Here is an 18,575-nt window from a genome sequence, read left to right as displayed (position 1 = left end):
CGTACCCGCATGAGCCGGTCTTCTGTACATAGGCTGTCAGGTGATGCCCGTCGTCACGTCATCACCGCGAGCGCCCGGCTGAGCCGACCTTTCCGCAGGTTTGGTCTTCTTAGTCCCGTCCTGGGATCCTGGGATATTGCGGGGCCCGAAATATCCCTCCGACCTGGGAGATTCACTGTTCACGGGTGGGCCGCCACCGTGCGGGGCACCGGCGATGTTGTTGTCGAGGTCCAGCTCGACGGACGACCCATCGGTCAGGCTACTCCGACGCTCGACCGGCCGGATGTCTTCGCAGTCTTCCAAGAATTCCTACATAGCGGATGGTCCATCGCACTCACCGTCGAACCGTCATGGTCAGGCAAGATCCTCGAAGTCGTAGCATTCGACGACGAGCACAAGAAATCGTTGGGACAGCGAACTCTTCGAGTGACCCGAACCGGATCGACCAAGCACGGCACGACCATGGGAGGGCTCGACCATCCTCGACACGGCGATACCGTCACGGGCAATGTCCTTCACGTCACCGGGTGGGCCATCGTGGACGGCGAGGCCGCAGACACCGTCGAATTGATTCTGGACGACGAACCACCGAGCCGGTTGCGCCGGGGAGAACCGCGACCCGATATTCTTGCCGCCGAACAGACTGGCCTGACATTCGACATCGGCGCCGGCTACTCCGGAGTCGTACCGATCCGAGGACGAGCGTTGCCCCCCGCACTGCCCCTTCGGATTCGCGCAACCGGCTCGAGTGGCAACGTCTGGATGTCCGGGCCGATAACAGTAGGAATCGAAGAATCGGCTCCTCTGCAGAGCCTTCCCGAACCTACCCTGGCGCGTCGAGTTCCACCGCGTTCCCCCATCGACTCGCGCCCCCGAATCGCTGTGTTTGTGCACTCTCTGGATCTCGGAGGGGGTGAACTGTACATCCAGGAACTACTCCTCCGGCTGGCCACCAACGCCACCATGGAGTTCCTCGTAATATCACCCCGAGACGGGGTGCTTCGCGCCGAGCTCGAATCAGCCGGTATCCCAGTCCATCTCGGATCACCGATGCCGCTCGAGCCGAAATTGTACGTCGATCGGGTCACCGAACTCTGCAGTATACTGGCGACATGGCGGTGTGACGCCGTGCTGGCGAACACGCTGGCGACATTCATAGGAGTCGACGCCGCACTATCGTGCCGAATACCTGTCGTTTGGGCAATCCACGAGTCGTTCGACATCGACGTCTTCAACGAAGCCTATTGGGGTCGCCAGCTCCCCACGGAGATCGGTGATCGAGCACGCAGCGCGCTCAGGGGGGCGGATCTCAACGTCTTCGTCGCGGATGCGACGCGCAAGATGTTCGAGGAAGCGGAACCAACCGCCCGAACCAGAACGGTCCGGTACGGCATCGACCTCGAGGCAATCGCGACGTATCAAGACACGCACGACCGCGAGGAGCTCCGCAGCGAACTGGGTTTCACTGATTCCGATCGAATCCTGCTGTGCATGGGAATCGTTCAGGAGCGAAAGTCCCAGTTTGCACTGTTGCACGCCTTCGCATCGATCCTCGACAAGAGCCCACACTCCAAGCTGATCATCGTTGGCTTCCAGCCAACGCCTTACGGTCTCGCCGTGCGGAAGGCAATCGACGACTTGAACCTTGGACACGCAGTACGGTTGGTCGATGTGGACCCTGACACCTACAAATGGTTCATGATTTCCGACATCCTTGTGAGCGCGTCGGACACCGAATCGCTACCTCGATCCATCCTCGAGGCGATGGCCTTCGGTCTCCCCGTACTTGCCGCGGATGTGTTCGGGGTCTCCGAGGTCGTGGAGGACGGCACCAACGGCTGGTTGTTCGAAGCCCGAAATGGAGCGGCGGTTTCAGCCGCCATCGCGCGCGCCGCCACGTCCTCGGAAACCGACCTCTTCGCGATGTCACAGCGCAATCGGTACGCTGCCTTGTCCTTCGATGGATCGAACTACGCGCGCGAGTACGAAGCCCTCCTCAAGGATCTCATCGACAAGCGCGATCCAAGAAGAGATTAACCATGTCTGAGGACGCGGCCGGCCCTCTCCAAGCGTCCCAGAGCCGAACGGGTCTTACGAGCAATACGACCGAGGCCCCGAGCCTGCTGAAAATATGGAGCACCCGTTGACGGATCCACCTGATCCGATTCTGTATGACCAGGCCACGGAACGAGATCGAAACGCCAAGTCACCCCTGAACGGAGCGGCCGTGCAGGCACCCCGGCGCTGACAGAATTCGCCGGGATTTGACCGGAAACGGCCGACATAGCACCAATTATCGAGCCCTCGCCGACCTGCGCCCCCTTGAGAATCATACTGCGTTGACCCACCCAAACTCGATCACCGAGGACAATATTCGCAGGCGGGTTGATTCGCTCTTTGGTCTCAATGTCGATTATTGAATGCATATCACTAATGGAAACGTCGATCTGCCCGGCGAAGAGAGCTCCCCTCCCGATCTGAATTCTCCCCGGTTCATGCATCAGCATCCTGGTTGCGCCGTTGAAGCCGCTACCGGAGCCTATCGTCAGATGGGCTCGCCTGAGACCGTAAACGAACATGTCGTTCAGCGCGGTTTGCCCCTCAGTTTCGATCACACTGCATGAACCCAACTCGAACCTCAAGTTCTCGTTGCTGAGACATTTAGGTCCGATTCGGACGATATTGTCATCACCCGTGAATATCAGCGTTCCATCGAATGAATCGATCGACTCAGCGGAAATATCGACAACGTTACGTTTTCCAAAATCCTGCACCTTCAACATCTGCAACCGCCGAAAATTAGTGCCGCCGGCCGGACAAGCAAAATCCAACCTTCGTTATCCCGTTGCCTACTATCCCCGTCCTACCCGCCATCGACTTTGGGAGACGGGGCGGGGGCCCAATATGTAGGCTCAACTCTTGGGTCGAAGACGTCGATACGCGGTCCGCAAGGCAAGGTACATCGATGGATTTCGGCGCCTGAGGTACGTCGTCAGTTGCACCCTGATGGACCCACCGTAATACACGGGATCGGGAAGTCTAGTGAAGCGCCGCCAGCGCGCGCGAAGGTGGGCACAGTCGACCTCTTCTTTGGTCACCGCAACCAGAAGGTCGGCAACTTCCCGACTGTAGTCGTCCATCGTGCGACCGCTGGAATCCAGTTCCGTTTGATCTGTCGAAAGAGCCGACTTCACGACTGACGGGATTTCATTGAGCAGCTTGAAGTAGCTGATCGAAATGGCGGAATCGTAGAGTCGACCGATCTCTCTCGCGACCTCTGTGTCGCCCAACACCAGCGGCCGTCGGTGTTTCGCTGCCTCGGCAATGGGAAGACCAAATCCCTCGTACGCCGACGGAAAGAAGATCAGCGCGCTGTTTTCGATCAATCCATCGACCGCCCGGTCGGACAAGCCACCGCCCGGTACCAGATGCAAATTCGGATGATCCTCGGCGCCCGTGAGTTCACGGGGCCCCAGTACGAGAACCTCTTCGTTGCACTTTGCGAGCTCGGGGATTACTTCGTGCATCAATTTATGATCGAAGTCGTTTCCGAATGCGAGAATATACCCACCTCGACACACGATTTGTTCGATTTCATCGTCCAGCGCAGAGATCTCGCTTCCGTCGAATATGGGGGATACTTGGAAGCCTTGATGGACAACGACCATCTTCTTCGCAGTCTCGTCGTACGAATCCCCGAAGTAGGCGAGAGTGTCGTCCATCGTAAATTGGCTGATGCAGATGATCTTGTCCGCTGCAATCAGAGAATCCTCGACCACATCTCGGACGCGGTAGTCGTGAGCGAGTAGCGCGTTGCTTCGCAGCGCGATGATGTCGAGGTGCGAGAAGGCAATTTTCAAACAATAGCGGTTCATCGCCAGCAGCGATTCGCGGTGGAATATCTGACTGGGGCAGTAGCCGATGTGAAAGAGTTCGTCAATTTGATCGAGTCGCATCACTGGGAATCCAAATGAACGCAGGTCATGAAAATCTATCGCGTCGTCGTTTGCGACTACCTTGAATTCCACATTTTCGAACCTGCTACGCGCAGAGTCCAGGTAGGTGAGGAAGTTCAATGCATTCTTCGACGTTCCATTGAACAACGTCGGCAAGTGGTGGAGATTGATCAGCACTTTGATCTTGCCACTCCGCCCAATAACATCAGCAAACCAGTCCACCGGATCGATATACGATTTCAGGTATTTCTCGACGTGGCCCAAGTAGTAGGGGTAACGCTTGAGCATTATCCCCTCGTTCCTCTTCTGCAGTTCGGCCTTCTTGCGGGAAGTGAAGCTACGACTCTCCAAATGCCACACGATTGCGTGATTTGCCATCACAGATGAGTAGCCGAACTTGTTGATCCGAAGACAGAAGTCGTTTTCCTCGCTGTACCCCAGTCCGTATACCTCGTCGAAGAGTCCAAAGTTTCTGATCAGATTGCGTTTGATCAGGATGCAGAAGCCGGGCGTAACTGGAACCACCGAGTATCGCGGAAGATGAGATCGAATCCGCGAGTAGGTTTCCAGCGAGTACTCGATCTCGCGATCCACCTGCCCCTGATCCATGAACTTGACGGGCACCGAAGCGATGGTGGCATTGTTACTGCGGGGACACACTATTCCGTGCTTTTCCGACATGTAGAGCACCGAAAGCATCTCCTCGACAAAACCCTCAGTTACCTCTGTGTCGCTATTGAGAAGGAGGATGTCGTTGTCGGTGAGGTCAAGTTCGAACACCGCCCGGTTGCAGGTGCGCACGAACCCCAGGTTCGTCGCGTTACGGTGATAGCTGAAGTTGGACCAACCTGCAATCGACTGCTTGATGTTGGATTCGATCGAATCGACTTCGGGGCCACAGTCGTTGACGAGCAGGACATCGTGTCGGGGATCGAGATGTCGCTGCAGGGACGCGATGCACTTGTCGAGGGACGCCCAGTCTCCGTACACAGGAACAACGACTGTGACGTTTTCTGCTGGCACCGCTACCTGTTCCATTAGCTCTAGATTCCCTTCACCGGTGAAGTGCTTGCGCCCGGCACGCTGGTTCTCTAATTCCATGGTCTGGACCGCGACATCCTGTCGCACCGATCTACGAATGTCGCGCCTTGGCGCGACTGATGTCGTCTAAGAATTGGATCGCCGGTCCGTGACGAGTTCTGGCGATGTACGCACCCTGCCAGGGATTGTCCATCGTCCTCCGAAATCGAGGCATCCTCCTTCGACTCCGGAAGCTTCTTCTCTCCTTGCCACCTGGATTGCAGCGACAGCCCGTGCATGATCGAAAACGTGCTGCGTTGCCGTATCCCCAATAGAGGCATTCAGGACGAACTCTCCAGCCGCAAGTGGGAGTGCCGGCACGGTGAAGTCCGCAGTTCCGGGGCCATCGATCTTGTCGACAACATGCTTCTGCCCCCTGGTGCTCTTCTCCCAGAGGACGATGCCGTCCTTGGTTTCCAGCGACAAACTGAACATCGGATCCGCGATCGGCTCCGATGCTCTGTAGTGCATCCGGATCGTCACTTCCGATCCGGTCGAAATCGGTCCCGAGAGTGGGTCGCCCGAGGGATCCAACACTTCCACCGCTTCCACTCTGGCCTCGCCCGAACCCCAATGGACGTTGCCATCCGCATCGACATGCAGATCACCGCGGGTGGAATCGTGATACTTCTCGATCACTACGTCGGCCGGCCCGACCTCCTTGAGCTGCCCGTGTTCGAGCCACGCAGCGTGATCCGACATGTTCCGCAGCTGACCGAGTGAATGGGACACGACGACAACGGTCCGACCCTCGCGACGGAACTGCGCGAACTTCTCCGCGCACTTCTCCTGGAACGCGGCGTCACCGACGGCGAGCACCTCGTCGACGAGGAGCACCTCCGGGTCGACGTTGATGGCGACGGAAAAGCCGAGGCGCACATACATACCGGACGAGTAGTTCTTGACAGGCTGGTCGATGAACTCCTCGACGCCCGAGAACGCGACGATCTCGTCGAACTTGCGCTCGACTTCCTTCCGGGTCATACCGAGGATCGAGGCGTTGAGATAGATGTTCTCTCGTCCGGAAAGCTCCGGATGGAACCCCGATCCCACCTCCAGCAGAGCCGCCATCCGGCCGTGCGCAGTGATCTTGCCGGAGTTCGGATACAGGATCTTCGCGAGACACTTGAGCAGCGTCGACTTGCCGGAGCCGTTGTCCCCCACCAATGCAAATGTGGAGGACGCCGGGACCTCGAGGGATACGTTCTTCAACGCCCAGAAGTCTTCGTGCACGGACAGTCGCCGCCGCATCACCGCACTCTTGAGTGACTGGTTGCGCTCGTGATAGATCCTGAACTTCTTGGAAACGTCGTCGACCACTACCGCCGGCGTGCTCATAGCGCCTCCGCCAATCCCTTTTCGTGCCGCTTGAAGATCCAATACCCCACCGCGAAAGTGCCTACCCCCCAGGCCACACACGCCATGCTGGTCGAGAGGTCGGGCCACCGGTTGTCGTAGAGCAGGTTGCGGAACACCTCGACGAAGTGCCCGATCGGATTGAGCTGATACAGGTCCAGTACGGTGACCGACCCGAAGAGCGGACCGATCCGGTCGGACTGTTCGGCGACGAGCGAAACGGGGTAGACGATCGGCGTCAGATAGAACATCAACTGCAGTACGACCGTCATGATGTGGTGCGTGTCGCGGAAGTAGACGTTCGCGATCGAGAGCATCATCGAAATTCCGGTGGTGAACAACCACATGAACACCATGGCGACCAGAACAACAGGGATCCATGGCAACGGATTCGCGCCGATGATGAGCAGAACGACCAGCAGTACCAGCATTTCGATCGCCCACGTATAGAGCCATGCGATCGAGTTCGATACCACGAGTGCGATGCGGGGGAAGTAGACCTTCTTGACCAGGTTCTCGTTGCCGACGAACGCGATCATCCCGCCGTTGGCGACGTTGGTGAAGAACGTCCACGGAAGCAGCGCGCACAGCAGCCACACAGCGAAGACGTCGACGCCACTCGGATCACCGGGTTCCGGCTGGATGCGGATGATGAAGGCGAACACCACCGTATAGATGACCATCGCCGTGAGCGGATTCGCCAACGACCACAGCTGACCGAGCGCCGTCGCCTTGTACTTGCCCTTCACCTCGCGGCGAACGAGGTTGAGCACCAACTCGCGTGAGTCGACCAATTCACTGACTATCGACAACGGCAAGCGCCTCCTGCATCGGTGTTTTCTGCCGCGACCAGGACTTGAACGTCCCACTGGGCATGGCCCCCACCACCCTGCGCGTCGTCCGACTCTATCGGAGCGGCTGCTCCCCCGAATGACGTGGTGGTCATGCGGCCTCCCGTCCGCGGTTCCCCAGATAGCTGCGCAGCACCCGCTGGACCGACAGTTCGGCGCGGATCTGTTCACTGTCGGCGAGAGCGCGCAACCGCCCCGACAAGTGGCCGATCTTGCGGACCGCGAGCGAGGGCCGCGACCCGCCGTCGGTCAGGTACTCCCAACCGGACTTGTCGACCTGTCCCCGCGTCCCCACGACCTGCGAGGGCGAAATCCGGTATCGCACAACCACACGGTCGTCGACGTCGATCGAATCGATCGCTGCGCCGACGAGAGAGAGCCACCGATCGTGCAGCCATCCGGCCGGCACGGGCGTCGCACACTGCACGAGGCGCGAGTCGATCATCATCGCGGCCCCGGTGGCCATCGGGTGACGCAGCAGCAGTCGCATCCGCTCGGCAGATGTCGCCTCGCGCCACGCGGCCGGCACCGGAAAGCGATCACGCAGCTTCGCTCCGGTGAGCACGCCGCCCTGATCGATCAGCATCCCGTCACCGACCGTGAGGAGAACACGGCCCGACGCCAGACGGTCGCGCTGCATCGCCAATCGATCGGCTTCCCAGACGTCGTCCTGATCGGACAGCGCGATGTACCGGTATTTCGACGCGGCCCGCAAGCCTGCTTCGAAGTTCGCGGCGATCCGTGTGTACAGATCGCTCGTGCGGATCTCGGGAGCGCGGACGACCACCACCGGGATCGGTCCGTGGGTAGCGAAGTAGTCGACGACGAAGTCGCTCGATCCGTCGGACGAGCGATCGTCCACGAGGTAGATCGCATCCGGTGTCGTCGACTGACCCGCAATCGAGGCGAGCTGCTGCTCGAGGAACTGCATCCCGTTGTGGGTCACCAGCACCACTGCGATGCCGTCGACGACCTCGGCATCGATCGACGAGCGGAGAGGGCTCGGAGCCGGACCGCTGTGGCCGAGAAGGAAGTCCCGTATGCCGGCGCCCACCGCACGGAACTTCGCCCCGCGCGCATCTTCGATCGTCAACGCCAGGATGGTCGCGATCACGAGCCGACGCAGCGTGACGAGGAACCATCGCCCTTCCCGCCGGCCGTACCGGCGGAACATCACGAGGCGATTCCTGGTGATGTAGTACCGCCGCAGGGGGCTGTGGTGGGTCACCGAGACCCGGCGACCGAGGATGCGGACGGATCCTCCGCTGCCGATCGGATGCGCGATCTGCACTCGATCGTCCGCGAACACCTGATACCCGTGGGCACGCAGCCGCAGGCACAGATCCGTGTCGACCGAATCGATCACGAGCGATTCGTCCGTCAATCCGACCGAACGCAACCCCTCCGAGTTGAAGACCGCGGCGGACTGGATGACCTCGGGTGTCGGCCGCAGTCTCTCGGGGGAGTCACGGTGGTACCGCATGCCACTGACCACCCCGGGACCGACGGCACCCCAGGCATGCGGTCGTGTCCTCTCCAGCTCGTCGACCGCAGAGTTCATGGCATCGAACAGGGCCTCGTCGACCACGGTGTCCTGATCCAGCGTCATCACGAACCGCGCGCCCGCCGCCAGAGCCGCAGAGAATCCCAGGTTCAGGCTGTGCGCGATTCCACGATTCTCCTGCTTCATCATCACCGTGACGTTCGGGCACGCATCCAGGCACCGGTAGAAGGACGGATCGAGGGTGCGGCTCCCGTCGTCCACGACGTAGACCCGGCCCACGAGACGCGCCACCGTGGCGACTCGATCCAGGAGTTCGGTCGGGGGTTCGTAGCAGGCGAAGACGACAGCGTCGATCAGGGAAGTGTGCATCGGAGATCAGTACGCGCCTGCCCCGGCGACAACGGCCCGGACGGTCTTGACGACGATGAGCAGGTCCCCAACCATCGACCAGTTCTCCACATACGACAGGTCGAGCCGCACCGACTCCTCCCACGACAGGTCCGACCGTCCGCTCACCTGCCACAGCCCGGTCATCCCGGGCTTGACGAGCAATCGACGACGCACCGTTCCGTCGTATTCCGCCACCTCGCGCCGTAAGGGCGGACGTGGGCCGACCACGCTCATCTCCCTGCGCAGCACATTGATGAACTGCGGCAGTTCGTCGATGCTGTACCGGCGCAACATTCGGCCCACGGGCGTGACGCGTGGATCTTCTCGCAGCTTGAACAGGACCCCGGCGCCTTCGTTCCTGTCCATCAGCGCCGCTACATTTCGGTCGGCACCGTCCACCATGGACCGGAATTTCAACATCATGAACGGTTGTCCGTCGAGACCGATGCGTACGGATTTGTAGAAGACCGGGCCTTTGCTGGTGAGTTTGATCGCGATCGCCACCGCAATCATCAGCGGACTCGCGACGAGCAGCACGAGAGCGGAAAACACCACATCGAATGCGGTCTTCGCGAAGCTCTTGGCACCGTGATATTGGGGTTTCTCCACATGGATGAGCGGGAGACCGGCGACCGGGCGCATTTCGAGGCGGGGCCCGGAAACATCGATGATTCCCGGAGCGACCACGAGGTCGATCTCGGAATCCTCCAATTCCCACAGCAGATCCCGAATACCGCGATGGCCCACCCTCTCGGTGTCGGTGATCACGACGGTGTCGGCACCGGTCTGCTCCAGCGCGGCGACCACGTCGATTTCGCTGCCGAGCACGGGGACCTCGGTGCCGGCCGAGCGGATCGTTCCGCCTCTACGGCCGTCGGAACCGGGGATGCAGGCCCCCACCACGTGGTATCCGTCCGCGGTCCCCCTCGAGAAGGATTCGATCAGGTCACGGATGGACCGCTCGCCACCGACGACCAGCACCGCGGTCTGCAACTGACCGCGTTCGCGCCAACGCGTCACGCGCCTGCGCCAGAGCCAGCGGCCGAGAAGCAGGCCCCCCAATCCCGTCGGGAGAGCGATTGCGAGATAGAGGCGGGCCAGATCGAGCCCCGCGAGCAGCGCCACGATGGCGATGACGCCGAACATCCAGAACGTCGACGAGATGATCCGGCGGTACTCCTCGTCGCCGCTTCCCACCACGCGCGGGGATCGGGTGCGGAAGATCGCCAGGACGGACAACCACAGGGCAATCAGAACAACGGTCACGAGGCCGTAACCGACGAAACTGACGGCCTTGGACTGGACCTGCACATCGAAAGTCCCGAATCGGACCCACTGCGCCGCCAGGACCGCCACCGCCACGATCAACGTGTCGGTGATGACCAACCGCTTCACGTACGTCGCCACCCACAGTCGACGCGCGACGGCACCCCGGTGGGATACGGCGATCGCATCTTCCGCGGATGCGTGCGTGGGCAGTGCCACGAACCCTCCTGGCACTCGAATTCTTGAACTCACGGAGCGTACAGAATCCGGATCGTTATCAAGTTGAAATCCGTTACTTAACACGGCAAAGTGTGTCCCGTTACACACATTGCATCGGGATTCCACCGTGCGCAGGACGCAGCACAGCGTTTTCCGTTATTCCACGTAACGAGCACCTACCGCGTCGTTCGAACGGTCGAATTTCATTCCGCCGGCAGCGCGTAAGCAATTCGAAGTGATGTAATTCCGTGGTGCATAACGGAACCGACGTCCGGGGAACCGACAGGGCCCGCGCCGGGAACAAATGCACTGCCCCATCTCGTCGAGGAGTATGCGAGCGAATGCAGATTTTCGATCTTGCTATCCGTCGGCACCCATTGCCGCCGCCAGCTGCGGCCACGACTCGTGCAACTCGTCCTGCCAGTAACCCCACGAGTGCGTCCCGACATCACGGAACCGGACGGTCGCGGGGATGTCCAGTTCCCGCAGGCGGTCGGCGAGCCGGTGCGTGCAGACGTTGGTGGCCGCCTCGAGGAGACCACCCCACACGATCTGCTCGATCAGCCACGGTGCCTGCGGGGACCGGGGCAGGAACAGACTGTCGTGGGGGCCGGGGAGCCCGCTGCCGTTGGAAATGTACAGAGACAGACCTCGCAGCTTCTCGGCGTTGAGGTAGGGGTCGTGTGCCTCCCACCCCGGGCCGTCGTAGGGCCCCCACATGTCCGTGGCGTCCTTCGCGCCGGCCACCTCGACGACGGACCGGACGTATGCCTGACCGAGGGGGTCGCTGGTCTGTGCGCACCCGCTGTACGACGCGACCGCCCGATACAAGCCTGGTGCCTGTATCGCCAGATCGAGCACGGAGGTTGCGGCCATGGACAGGCCCGCGATCGCGTTGACGCCCGAGGCTCCGAGCGTGCGGTCCAGCACAGGAGGCAACTCCCGGGTGAGGAACGTGCCCCACTTGTTCGTGCCGGATGCGGGATCGTCGCGCAACCAGTCGGTGTAGTAGCTGATCATGCCCTCGGCAGGGATGACGACGTTGACGTTCTTGTCCGCGGTGAAGTCGAGGATGTCGGTCTGATTGAGCCAGGTCATCGCGTCCTCGCCGCCGCCGGCCCCGTTGAACAGGTACAGCGTCGGCCGCGGCACGCTCGGATCGGCGGGACGGATCACATTCAGGGTGATGGTGCGGTCCATCGCCGGGGAGTGCACGAACACATCCCAGCGCCGGTCCCCGACCTTCTCGATCCGCTCGACGACCGCGAGGCCGCCACCCGGTTCCACCACGGATCCCGGCGCAGCCCCGGCGGGAACATGGACGAGCGTCGCGAGCACGACACCGGCGAGCACCACTCCGGAAAGCCACGCCCGACGAAGCGCCGCGCTACCGGCACCGCCCTTCCGAAGAGTCTTCACGTCCGACAACCCCCGCAACCCGCCCCGACACGGACGGACGCACCGCATCCGTGTGATCAGGATTACGTAACGGAGGGGTAACGCGCAAGGATTTCGGCTTCTTTGCGCGGCTCGATGTTGATTCGCGTCAGGTCGTAGCCGTAGTGCTCGAGCACGCGACGATCCATGACGCGGCGCCACAGGGGCGGCACGAGCGAGACGAGGACGAGCACCGCGTACCCGGCGGGCAGCTGCGGCGCCTCCGGCATGCTGCGCAACGTCTGATAGCGGCGCATCGGGTTCGCATGATGGTCGCTGTGTCGCTGCAGGTTGTAGAGGAACAGGTTGCTGCACACGTGGTCGCTGTTCCAGCTGTGAGGCGCGGCGACCCGCACGTAACGGCCGTCGGGCCGCTTCTCCCGCAGCAGACCGTAGTGCTCGAGATAGTTCACGGCCTCGAGGAACATCACGGCCATCACGGCCTGCACGACGAGCCACGGTGCGATCTGCCAGCCGAAGGCCGCGACGAGGGCCACGTACAGCACGACACTCATCGCCCACGCGTTGAGGATGTTGTTGCGAACCGGATTCCACGGCGACCGTCCGCGGCGACGCAGCCGCGCGCTCTCGTAGCTCCAGGCCGAGCGCAGGCTGCCGCTCACGGTCCGCGGCAGGAAGCGCCAGTAGCTCTCTCCGAAACGAGCGGTCGCAGGGTCGTCGGGCGTCGCCACCCGCAGATGGTGACCGTGGTTGTGCTCGACGTAGAAGTGCCCGTAGAAGGACTGGGCGAGCGCGACTTTCGCGAGGCGTCGTTCGAGCGTCGTCCGTTTGTGTCCGAGTTCGTGGGCTGCGTTGATACCCACCCCGCCGACGACGCCGAGCGTCGCGGCCATCGCGAACTTCTCGAACGGCCCCATCGGGCAGTTCACCCAGGTCCAGCAGCCGAAGACCAGTCCCGCGTACTGCAGCGGCAGGTACAGGTACGTGCACCGGCGGTAGTACTTGTCGCGCTCGAGGGACTTCATGACCGCCTCGGGCGGATTGGTCCGGTCCTGGTCGACGAACCGATCGACGAGCGGCGCGATCACGGCGATGACGATCGCCCCGGCCGCCCAGAAGACACCGAGGTGCAGGTAGCGCACGAGAACCCATGCCATGAACGGGCTCAGCGGAACGGCCAGTCCGAACAGCCAGAGATGGCGTTTCGGGTCCCTCCATCGCGAACCGATCTCGTCGTCCATCGGCATTGCCGACCCCCCGGACACACCCAATTCCACCACATACTTCCAGCCGCATTGCTACGCGCCGGCTGTCCTCGCCCCCGAACACAGCCCCCATCGCCTCGAAGAGTAATGCACGGAGGTTGGGCCCTCGGTGGTCCGTGACAGAGGCCACAAACAGCACAACGGTGGTGCCGGGTCACAATACCTGGGCACCACCGTTGTGAACGGGGAACGCGAATTCAGATGGCGCGGACGCCCTGCGCCTGCGGACCCTTCTGACCCTGACCGATCTCGAACTCGACGCGGGCACCCTCATCGAGAGTCTTGAACCCGGTGCCCTGGATCTCGGAGTAGTGGACGAAGACGTCCGGCCCCCCACCGTCCTGTTCGATGAACCCGAACCCCTTCTCCGCGTTGAACCACTTCACAGTTCCCTGCGCCATTTCCGCTGACTCCCTCTACATCCACACCCGGACGTCACCCCGACGCCGCGGTCAAGTGGCCATCATCGCACTGATTGTGACGATCGTCGCGGCAGACGCGTCGGAGGTTTCGGAAAATCCGGTTGAAATGGAGTTGCGCGCCGGTGGCACCATGGACGCCGTGACTATCGGAGAGCAAGGCCACCTTCACCACCGCATCACCCGCCCGCTCGAGCAGTCCTCGAAGCTGCAGAACGTGCTGTACGAGATCCGCGGGCCGGTGCACGCCCACGCCGCGCGACTGGAGGCGGAAGGTCACCGCATCCTGAAGCTGAACATCGGCAATCCCGCCCCGTTCGGATTCGAGGCGCCCGAGACGATCGTGCAGGACATGATCGCTGCTCTCCCGCACGCCCAGGGCTACTCGGAGTCCAAGGGCATCGCGTCGGCGCGCCGCGCGATCGTCACACGCTACGAACTGGTGCCGGGCTTCCCCAAGCTCGACATCAACGACGTCTACCTGGGCAACGGCGTCTCCGAGCTCATCACCATCACGATGCAGGCGCTGCTGGACGACGGCGACGAGGTCCTCATCCCCGCACCGGACTATCCGCTGTGGACTGCGATGACCTCTCTCGCCGGTGGCACTCCCGTGCACTATCTGTGCGATGAGTCCAACGACTGGAATCCGGACATCTCCGATATCGAGTCGAAGATCACCGATCGCACCAAGGCCCTGCTGGTCATCAACCCGAACAATCCCACGGGCGCGGTGTACTCCCTCGAGGTCCTGACGCAGCTGGTCGAGCTGGCCCGCAAGCATCAGCTGCTGCTGCTCGCCGACGAGATCTACGACAAGATCCTCTACGACGACGCGAAGCACATCTCGCTCGCGACGCTGGCACCCGACCTGCTCTGCCTGACCTACAACGGCCTGTCGAAGGCGTACCGGGTCGCCGGCTACCGCTCCGGTTGGATGACCATCACGGGCCCGAAGGAACACGCTGCCGGCTTCCTCGAGGGCGTCGATCTCCTCGCCTCGACGCGCCTGTGCCCGAACGTCCCGGCGCAGCATGCGATCCAGGTCGCGCTCGGCGGTTACCAGAGCATCGAGGACCTGATCCTGCCCGGCGGCAGGCTGCTCGAACAGCGCGATGTCGCGTGGGAACGGCTCAACGCGATTCCGGGCGTCAGCTGCGTGAAGCCGCGCGGCGCCCTGTACGCCTTCCCGCGGCTGGATCCGGAGGTGTACGAGATCCACGACGACGAGAAGCTCGTGCAGGATCTGCTGCTGCAGGAGAAGATCCTCATGGTCCAGGGCACCGGCTTCAACTGGCCGAACCACGATCACCTTCGGATCGTCACGCTGCCATGGGCCCGCGACCTCGCCGTCGCCATCGAACGGTTCGGCAACTTCCTGTCGAGCTACAAGCAGTAGCGTTCACGCAGGTCACCGGCTCGGTCCGCGCGTCGGGCCGGGCCGCACCCGGCATCCGCGGTGGGGTTCGCTCCGAATTTCCGGACACCGAAGCCCGCCGTGACACGCCCGAGACGCACGACACGCCGATCGTTGTGGAATGTATTTTTCGAGCCCTGCGGACGCATTTCCGCAGGTAGAAGGTCCCTAACAGGTCCCGAATCGGACAATCGGACCAAGCGGTGAGGCGAGACACACCTCAGAAGACTTTCCCGAACACGGACATAGGAAGTAAGTTTGTCCATGGCACGGCGCGACCGTGCCGGGCTCCCTGACCGACGCCATCCCCCCTGTGCGAGGTCAGGTGAAGGTGGCGGGGACACCCCCCCTGCTCCCCGCCACCACCAGCCCAACTCTTTCTCCTCCGGCCCCGAGCACATCGAACGCTCAGTCGCCACGGCCCGTGAATCTCGGCGGGAAACTCACTCGCGGTCACGATTGAACCACAGATTTTCTGGGTAAGCCACACAGAAGGCTCGTTCCGGGCCTATTTTTTCGTGCCTGTGGCACGATCTTGACGCATCAACTTGTGCGCAGAGCACAAATGAATCCTCAATGGAGCCTGGACGGCCGTGCCCCCGTCCGGACATCCCGCAGAGGGTGGCTAGCCTGTCCCGGTGAGTCACGGACACGGGCACGGGCACGGGCACGGGCACGACGGTCCGGTCCCGCTCGGCCCTACTGCGGCCCGGGTGGTCGTCGGACTGCTGACAGCCATCGGCATCGTCGTTCTGCTGGGCACGGCCGCCCTGTGGCCCAGCAGCAGGTCCATCGACATTCCCGCGCCCTTCCAGACATCGGGCGGCGGCGCCGTGGTCACCGAGGCGGGCACTGTCGTCACCCAGGACACCGGCTCGTGCGGGAGCACCTCCTCCGGCCGCGTGTTCACCGGCAACCCGGTGCCGCCCGCGACCGACGCCTACCAATGTGTCCGCAGCGTGATCGCCATCGAATCGGGTCCCAACGAGGGCACCCGGACCCTGCTCGAGATCGCCCCGGGCCCGGGACAACCGGAGTTGCACGCCGGGGAGAAGATCCGGCTGGTCCGGCAGACCGATCCGTCGGGCGCAACCCAGTACTCCTTCTACGACTACGCCCGCGGACTGCCCATCACCCTGATCATCGTCGCGTTCGCCGTCGTGATCGTCGTGGTCGCACGGTGGCGGGGGCTGAGGGCCCTGCTCGGCCTGCTCGTCGCGTTCGGCGTACTCGTCGGTTTCATGCTGCCGGCACTACTCGACGGAAAACCGGCCGTGCCGGTCGCGCTCGTCGGCGGGTCGCTCATCCTCTACGCCGTGTTGTACCTCGCGCACGGAGTGAACCTGCGTACGAGTTCGGCGCTGCTGGGCACCCTGGCGTCGATGGGCCTCGCGGCGCTGCTGTCCTATCTGGCGATCCGGCTGACCAATCTGACGGGCCTGTCGGAGGAACAGAACACCGACGTGCAGTTGTACCTCGAGCACGTGAGCATCACGGGTCTGCTGCTCGCCGGATTCATCATCGGATCGCTCGGTGTCCTCAACGACGTCACGATCACGCAGGCGTCGTCGGCGTTCGAACTCGCGGCGATCGACCCGTCCGCGAGCCGCCGCGAGGTGTTCACCTCCGCGATGCGGGTCGGTCGCGACCACATCGCGAGCACCGTCTACACGCTGGTGCTCGCGTACGCCGGCGGTGCGCTGCCGCTGCTGCTGTTCTTCAGCATCGCCGGACGATCGATCTCCGACGTCCTCACCGGCGACGCGGTCGCCATCGAAATCGTGCGGGCCTGCGTGGGCGGCATCGCCCTGACCCTGTCGGTGCCGCTGACCACCGCGATCGCGGCGCTGCTCGCCCGGCCCGTCGGATCGGGTGGCGGGGCTGCGCCCGTCGTCGAACGACCCCGTCGGGAACCGACCCGCGGGCGGCACGCCCGCTGATCACTGCCCGGACATCACCGTGCGGGCAGCTCGAGCCTGGGCAGCTCGAGCCGCGGCAGCTCCACCGTCGGCAGGACGGGGACCGGGATGTTCAGCCCCGGGATCATCGGCGGGGGCGGCGGCGTCTCGGGGGCTACCGGCACCTGCCGCTGCGTGGTCGGTTCGGGTTCCGGCTCTTCGGTGGTCGTGGTGACCGGTGCCGGCGCCACGGCGGGCCTCGGTGACGGCTTCGACGACGGCGGCGTCGTCACCACCGTCTCCGCGGGAGCGGACTCGTCGACCGGATCCGAACCGAAGACGCTGTTACCGGCTCCGAGCGCGACACCGATCAGGGCCACCACCATCAGAGCGGTTCCCGCGAGGCCCGCGCCGCTGATCTGCTTGCCGCTGACCCGGGGTCCGCGGGCTGTGAGCATCCCCAGCCAGGACCGCGATTCGTCCGCGTCCGCGGCGTTCGCGGGCTTCTCCTTGGGACGGGCGATCCGATCGGTGCGCTGATCGGTGCGCTGGTCCGTGGCTGCGAATCCGCTGACACCGGCCGGTGCCCCGGCCGGGCGCGCGATGCGCTCGGTCGCCGCCGGCGGCGGGACGATGCGCGTGGTCATGCCCGGTATCGAGTCCTTCGGCCGACCGGCAAGGAGAGCGCCGCCCTTCGCGAGGACCAGCTCCGGCTCGTGCGGCACCACCAGCGGCAGCCGCAGCCAGGACCGCAGGACCTCCTGGACGAGGGGGATGTGCGCGCCGCCACCGAGCAGCACGATCGCCTCCGGATCCCGGCCGGCACGCTCGACGATGTCGCGGACGAACCGCGCGGACGACTCGACACACTGCGCGATCAGCGGGTCGAACGTGTCCCGCGACATGAGAATGAGCCCGGCAGCGCCCGGCACCGCGACCGCGTCGCTCGCGGACAGCTGTTCCTTCGCCTCGCGGCACTGCGCGTCGAACTCGGTGACGGTCGCCGGATCGTCGGGCAGCCACACCCCGTTCGTGCCGAGCTGGTGTTCGCGGATCGCAGCGTCGAACACCCGTCCCCCGACGGTGTCGGTGCGTCCCGCGAGGACCTCGCCGGACGGAAGGTCGACGACGGTCACGGTGAGGCCCGAATCACCCAGGTCGTAGAACACCGCCGTGTCGGTGCAGAGCTCACCGCTGGCACGCAGATACGCCAGCGCCGCCTCGGACTCGGAGACCAGGTCGAACCTGTCGAGACCCTGTTCCGCCATGGCCTTGCGGATCCGGTCCGCCTGCGCCGCGTCGCGGTACACCACACCGAGAGCGTCGATCGGCTCCCCCGCCACCCCCGTCTGGAACAACACGCCCAAGGTCTGTGCGGCGAGACGGGCGGGGTCGTCGCGACCTGTGTCCACCACCTGGAACTGAAATCCCGCCGAGGGCGTGGTCCGGTCGATCGGACGCACGATCCGGACGGCGCTCTCCCCAACGGTCACCCCGAGTACCGAACTCATCAGCCGCCTTCTGCAATTCCGGCGCCGCTCCAGTGCTCACCCCCG

General features: G+C 63.2%; 13 protein-coding genes. 3 read left to right on the top strand and 10 right to left on the bottom strand.

Annotated features, from left to right (window positions below; genetic code table 11):
* Window positions 1–198 precede the first annotated feature (198 nt).
* Entirely contained in the window at window positions 199–2,037 is a 1,839-nt protein-coding gene (locus ACWDUD_RS04175) for a glycosyltransferase family 4 protein (RefSeq protein ID WP_450108412.1), read from the top strand.
* Here ACWDUD_RS04175 and ACWDUD_RS04170 read toward each other — a convergent pair.
* The 9 genes from ACWDUD_RS04170 to ACWDUD_RS04130 form a co-directional block, all read right to left on the bottom strand.
* The gene (locus ACWDUD_RS04170; protein ID WP_450108446.1) at window positions 2,034–2,783 is read right to left on the bottom strand and encodes an acyltransferase; all 750 of its coding nucleotides are present in this window, start codon (window positions 2,781–2,783) and stop codon (window positions 2,034–2,036) included. The genes ACWDUD_RS04175 and ACWDUD_RS04170 overlap by 4 nt on opposite strands.
* Before the next feature lie 129 nt (window positions 2,784–2,912).
* On the bottom strand, window positions 2,913–5,057 hold the full coding sequence (locus ACWDUD_RS04165; protein WP_248674335.1) for a glycosyltransferase: 2,145 nt from the start codon (window positions 5,055–5,057) through the stop codon (window positions 2,913–2,915).
* 66 nt (window positions 5,058–5,123) lie between these two features.
* A complete protein-coding gene (locus tag ACWDUD_RS04160) occupies window positions 5,124–6,374 on the bottom strand; it encodes an ABC transporter ATP-binding protein (RefSeq protein ID WP_450108411.1) in 1,251 nt (416 codons plus the stop codon).
* Window positions 6,371–7,186, bottom strand: a complete 816-nt coding sequence (locus ACWDUD_RS04155) for an ABC transporter permease (protein ID WP_450108410.1) — start codon at window positions 7,184–7,186, stop codon at window positions 6,371–6,373. Before ACWDUD_RS04155 ends, ACWDUD_RS04160 begins: the two co-directional genes overlap by 4 nt.
* A 148-nt stretch (window positions 7,187–7,334) precedes the next feature.
* Window positions 7,335–9,116, bottom strand: coding sequence for a glycosyltransferase (locus ACWDUD_RS04150; RefSeq protein WP_450108409.1), 1,782 nt, complete (start codon window positions 9,114–9,116; stop codon window positions 7,335–7,337).
* A 6-nt stretch (window positions 9,117–9,122) separates the two neighbouring features.
* Window positions 9,123–10,616: a sugar transferase gene (locus ACWDUD_RS04145; RefSeq protein WP_450108445.1), complete on the bottom strand. Its 1,494-nt coding sequence runs from the start codon at window positions 10,614–10,616 to the stop codon at window positions 9,123–9,125.
* Between the two features lie 366 nt (window positions 10,617–10,982).
* Window positions 10,983–11,978, bottom strand: a complete 996-nt coding sequence (locus ACWDUD_RS04140) for an alpha/beta hydrolase (RefSeq protein WP_450108444.1) — start codon at window positions 11,976–11,978, stop codon at window positions 10,983–10,985.
* Between the two features lie 125 nt (window positions 11,979–12,103).
* Window positions 12,104–13,267, bottom strand: a complete 1,164-nt coding sequence (locus ACWDUD_RS04135; protein ID WP_450108408.1) for an alkane 1-monooxygenase — start codon at window positions 13,265–13,267, stop codon at window positions 12,104–12,106.
* A gap of 215 nt (window positions 13,268–13,482) precedes the next feature.
* The gene (locus ACWDUD_RS04130; protein WP_197255165.1) at window positions 13,483–13,686 is read right to left on the bottom strand and encodes a cold-shock protein; all 204 of its coding nucleotides are present in this window, start codon (window positions 13,684–13,686) and stop codon (window positions 13,483–13,485) included.
* Window positions 13,687–13,837: 151 nt separating this feature from the next.
* Here ACWDUD_RS04130 and ACWDUD_RS04125 point away from each other — a divergent pair, with 151 nt between their 5' ends.
* The gene (locus tag ACWDUD_RS04125) at window positions 13,838–15,103 is read left to right on the top strand and encodes a pyridoxal phosphate-dependent aminotransferase (RefSeq protein WP_248674340.1); all 1,266 of its coding nucleotides are present in this window, start codon (window positions 13,838–13,840) and stop codon (window positions 15,101–15,103) included.
* A gap of 656 nt (window positions 15,104–15,759) precedes the next feature.
* Window positions 15,760–17,061 (top strand): YibE/F family protein, encoded by a 1,302-nt coding sequence (locus tag ACWDUD_RS04120; RefSeq protein ID WP_450108407.1) that lies wholly within the window; start codon window positions 15,760–15,762, stop codon window positions 17,059–17,061.
* 14 nt (window positions 17,062–17,075) lie between these two features.
* On the opposite strand, the gene ACWDUD_RS04115 is transcribed toward ACWDUD_RS04120, so the two are convergent.
* A complete protein-coding gene (locus ACWDUD_RS04115; RefSeq protein ID WP_450108406.1) occupies window positions 17,076–18,530 on the bottom strand; it encodes an Hsp70 family protein in 1,455 nt (484 codons plus the stop codon).
* Window positions 18,531–18,575 lie beyond the last annotated feature (45 nt).

This window comes from Rhodococcus sp. NPDC003382, from assembly GCF_053589135.1.
This window is presented reverse-complemented; position numbering and strand designations above follow the sequence as displayed.

Coding starts and splice junctions, on each gene's coding strand:
- ACWDUD_RS04170 (WP_450108446.1), bottom strand. CDS start 2,783: ATGTTGAAGGTGCAGGATTTTGGAAAACGTAACGTTGTCGATATTTCC.
- ACWDUD_RS04165 (WP_248674335.1), bottom strand. CDS start 5,057: ATGGAATTAGAGAACCAGCGTGCCGGGCGCAAGCACTTCACCGGTGAA.
- ACWDUD_RS04160 (WP_450108411.1), bottom strand. CDS start 6,374: ATGAGCACGCCGGCGGTAGTGGTCGACGACGTTTCCAAGAAGTTCAGG.
- ACWDUD_RS04150 (WP_450108409.1), bottom strand. CDS start 9,116: ATGCACACTTCCCTGATCGACGCTGTCGTCTTCGCCTGCTACGAACCC.
- ACWDUD_RS04135 (WP_450108408.1), bottom strand. CDS start 13,267: ATGCCGATGGACGACGAGATCGGTTCGCGATGGAGGGACCCGAAACGC.
- ACWDUD_RS04130 (WP_197255165.1), bottom strand. CDS start 13,686: ATGGCGCAGGGAACTGTGAAGTGGTTCAACGCGGAGAAGGGGTTCGGG.
- ACWDUD_RS04125 (WP_248674340.1), top strand. CDS start 13,838: ATGGACGCCGTGACTATCGGAGAGCAAGGCCACCTTCACCACCGCATC.
- ACWDUD_RS04115 (WP_450108406.1), bottom strand. CDS start 18,530: ATGAGTTCGGTACTCGGGGTGACCGTTGGGGAGAGCGCCGTCCGGATC.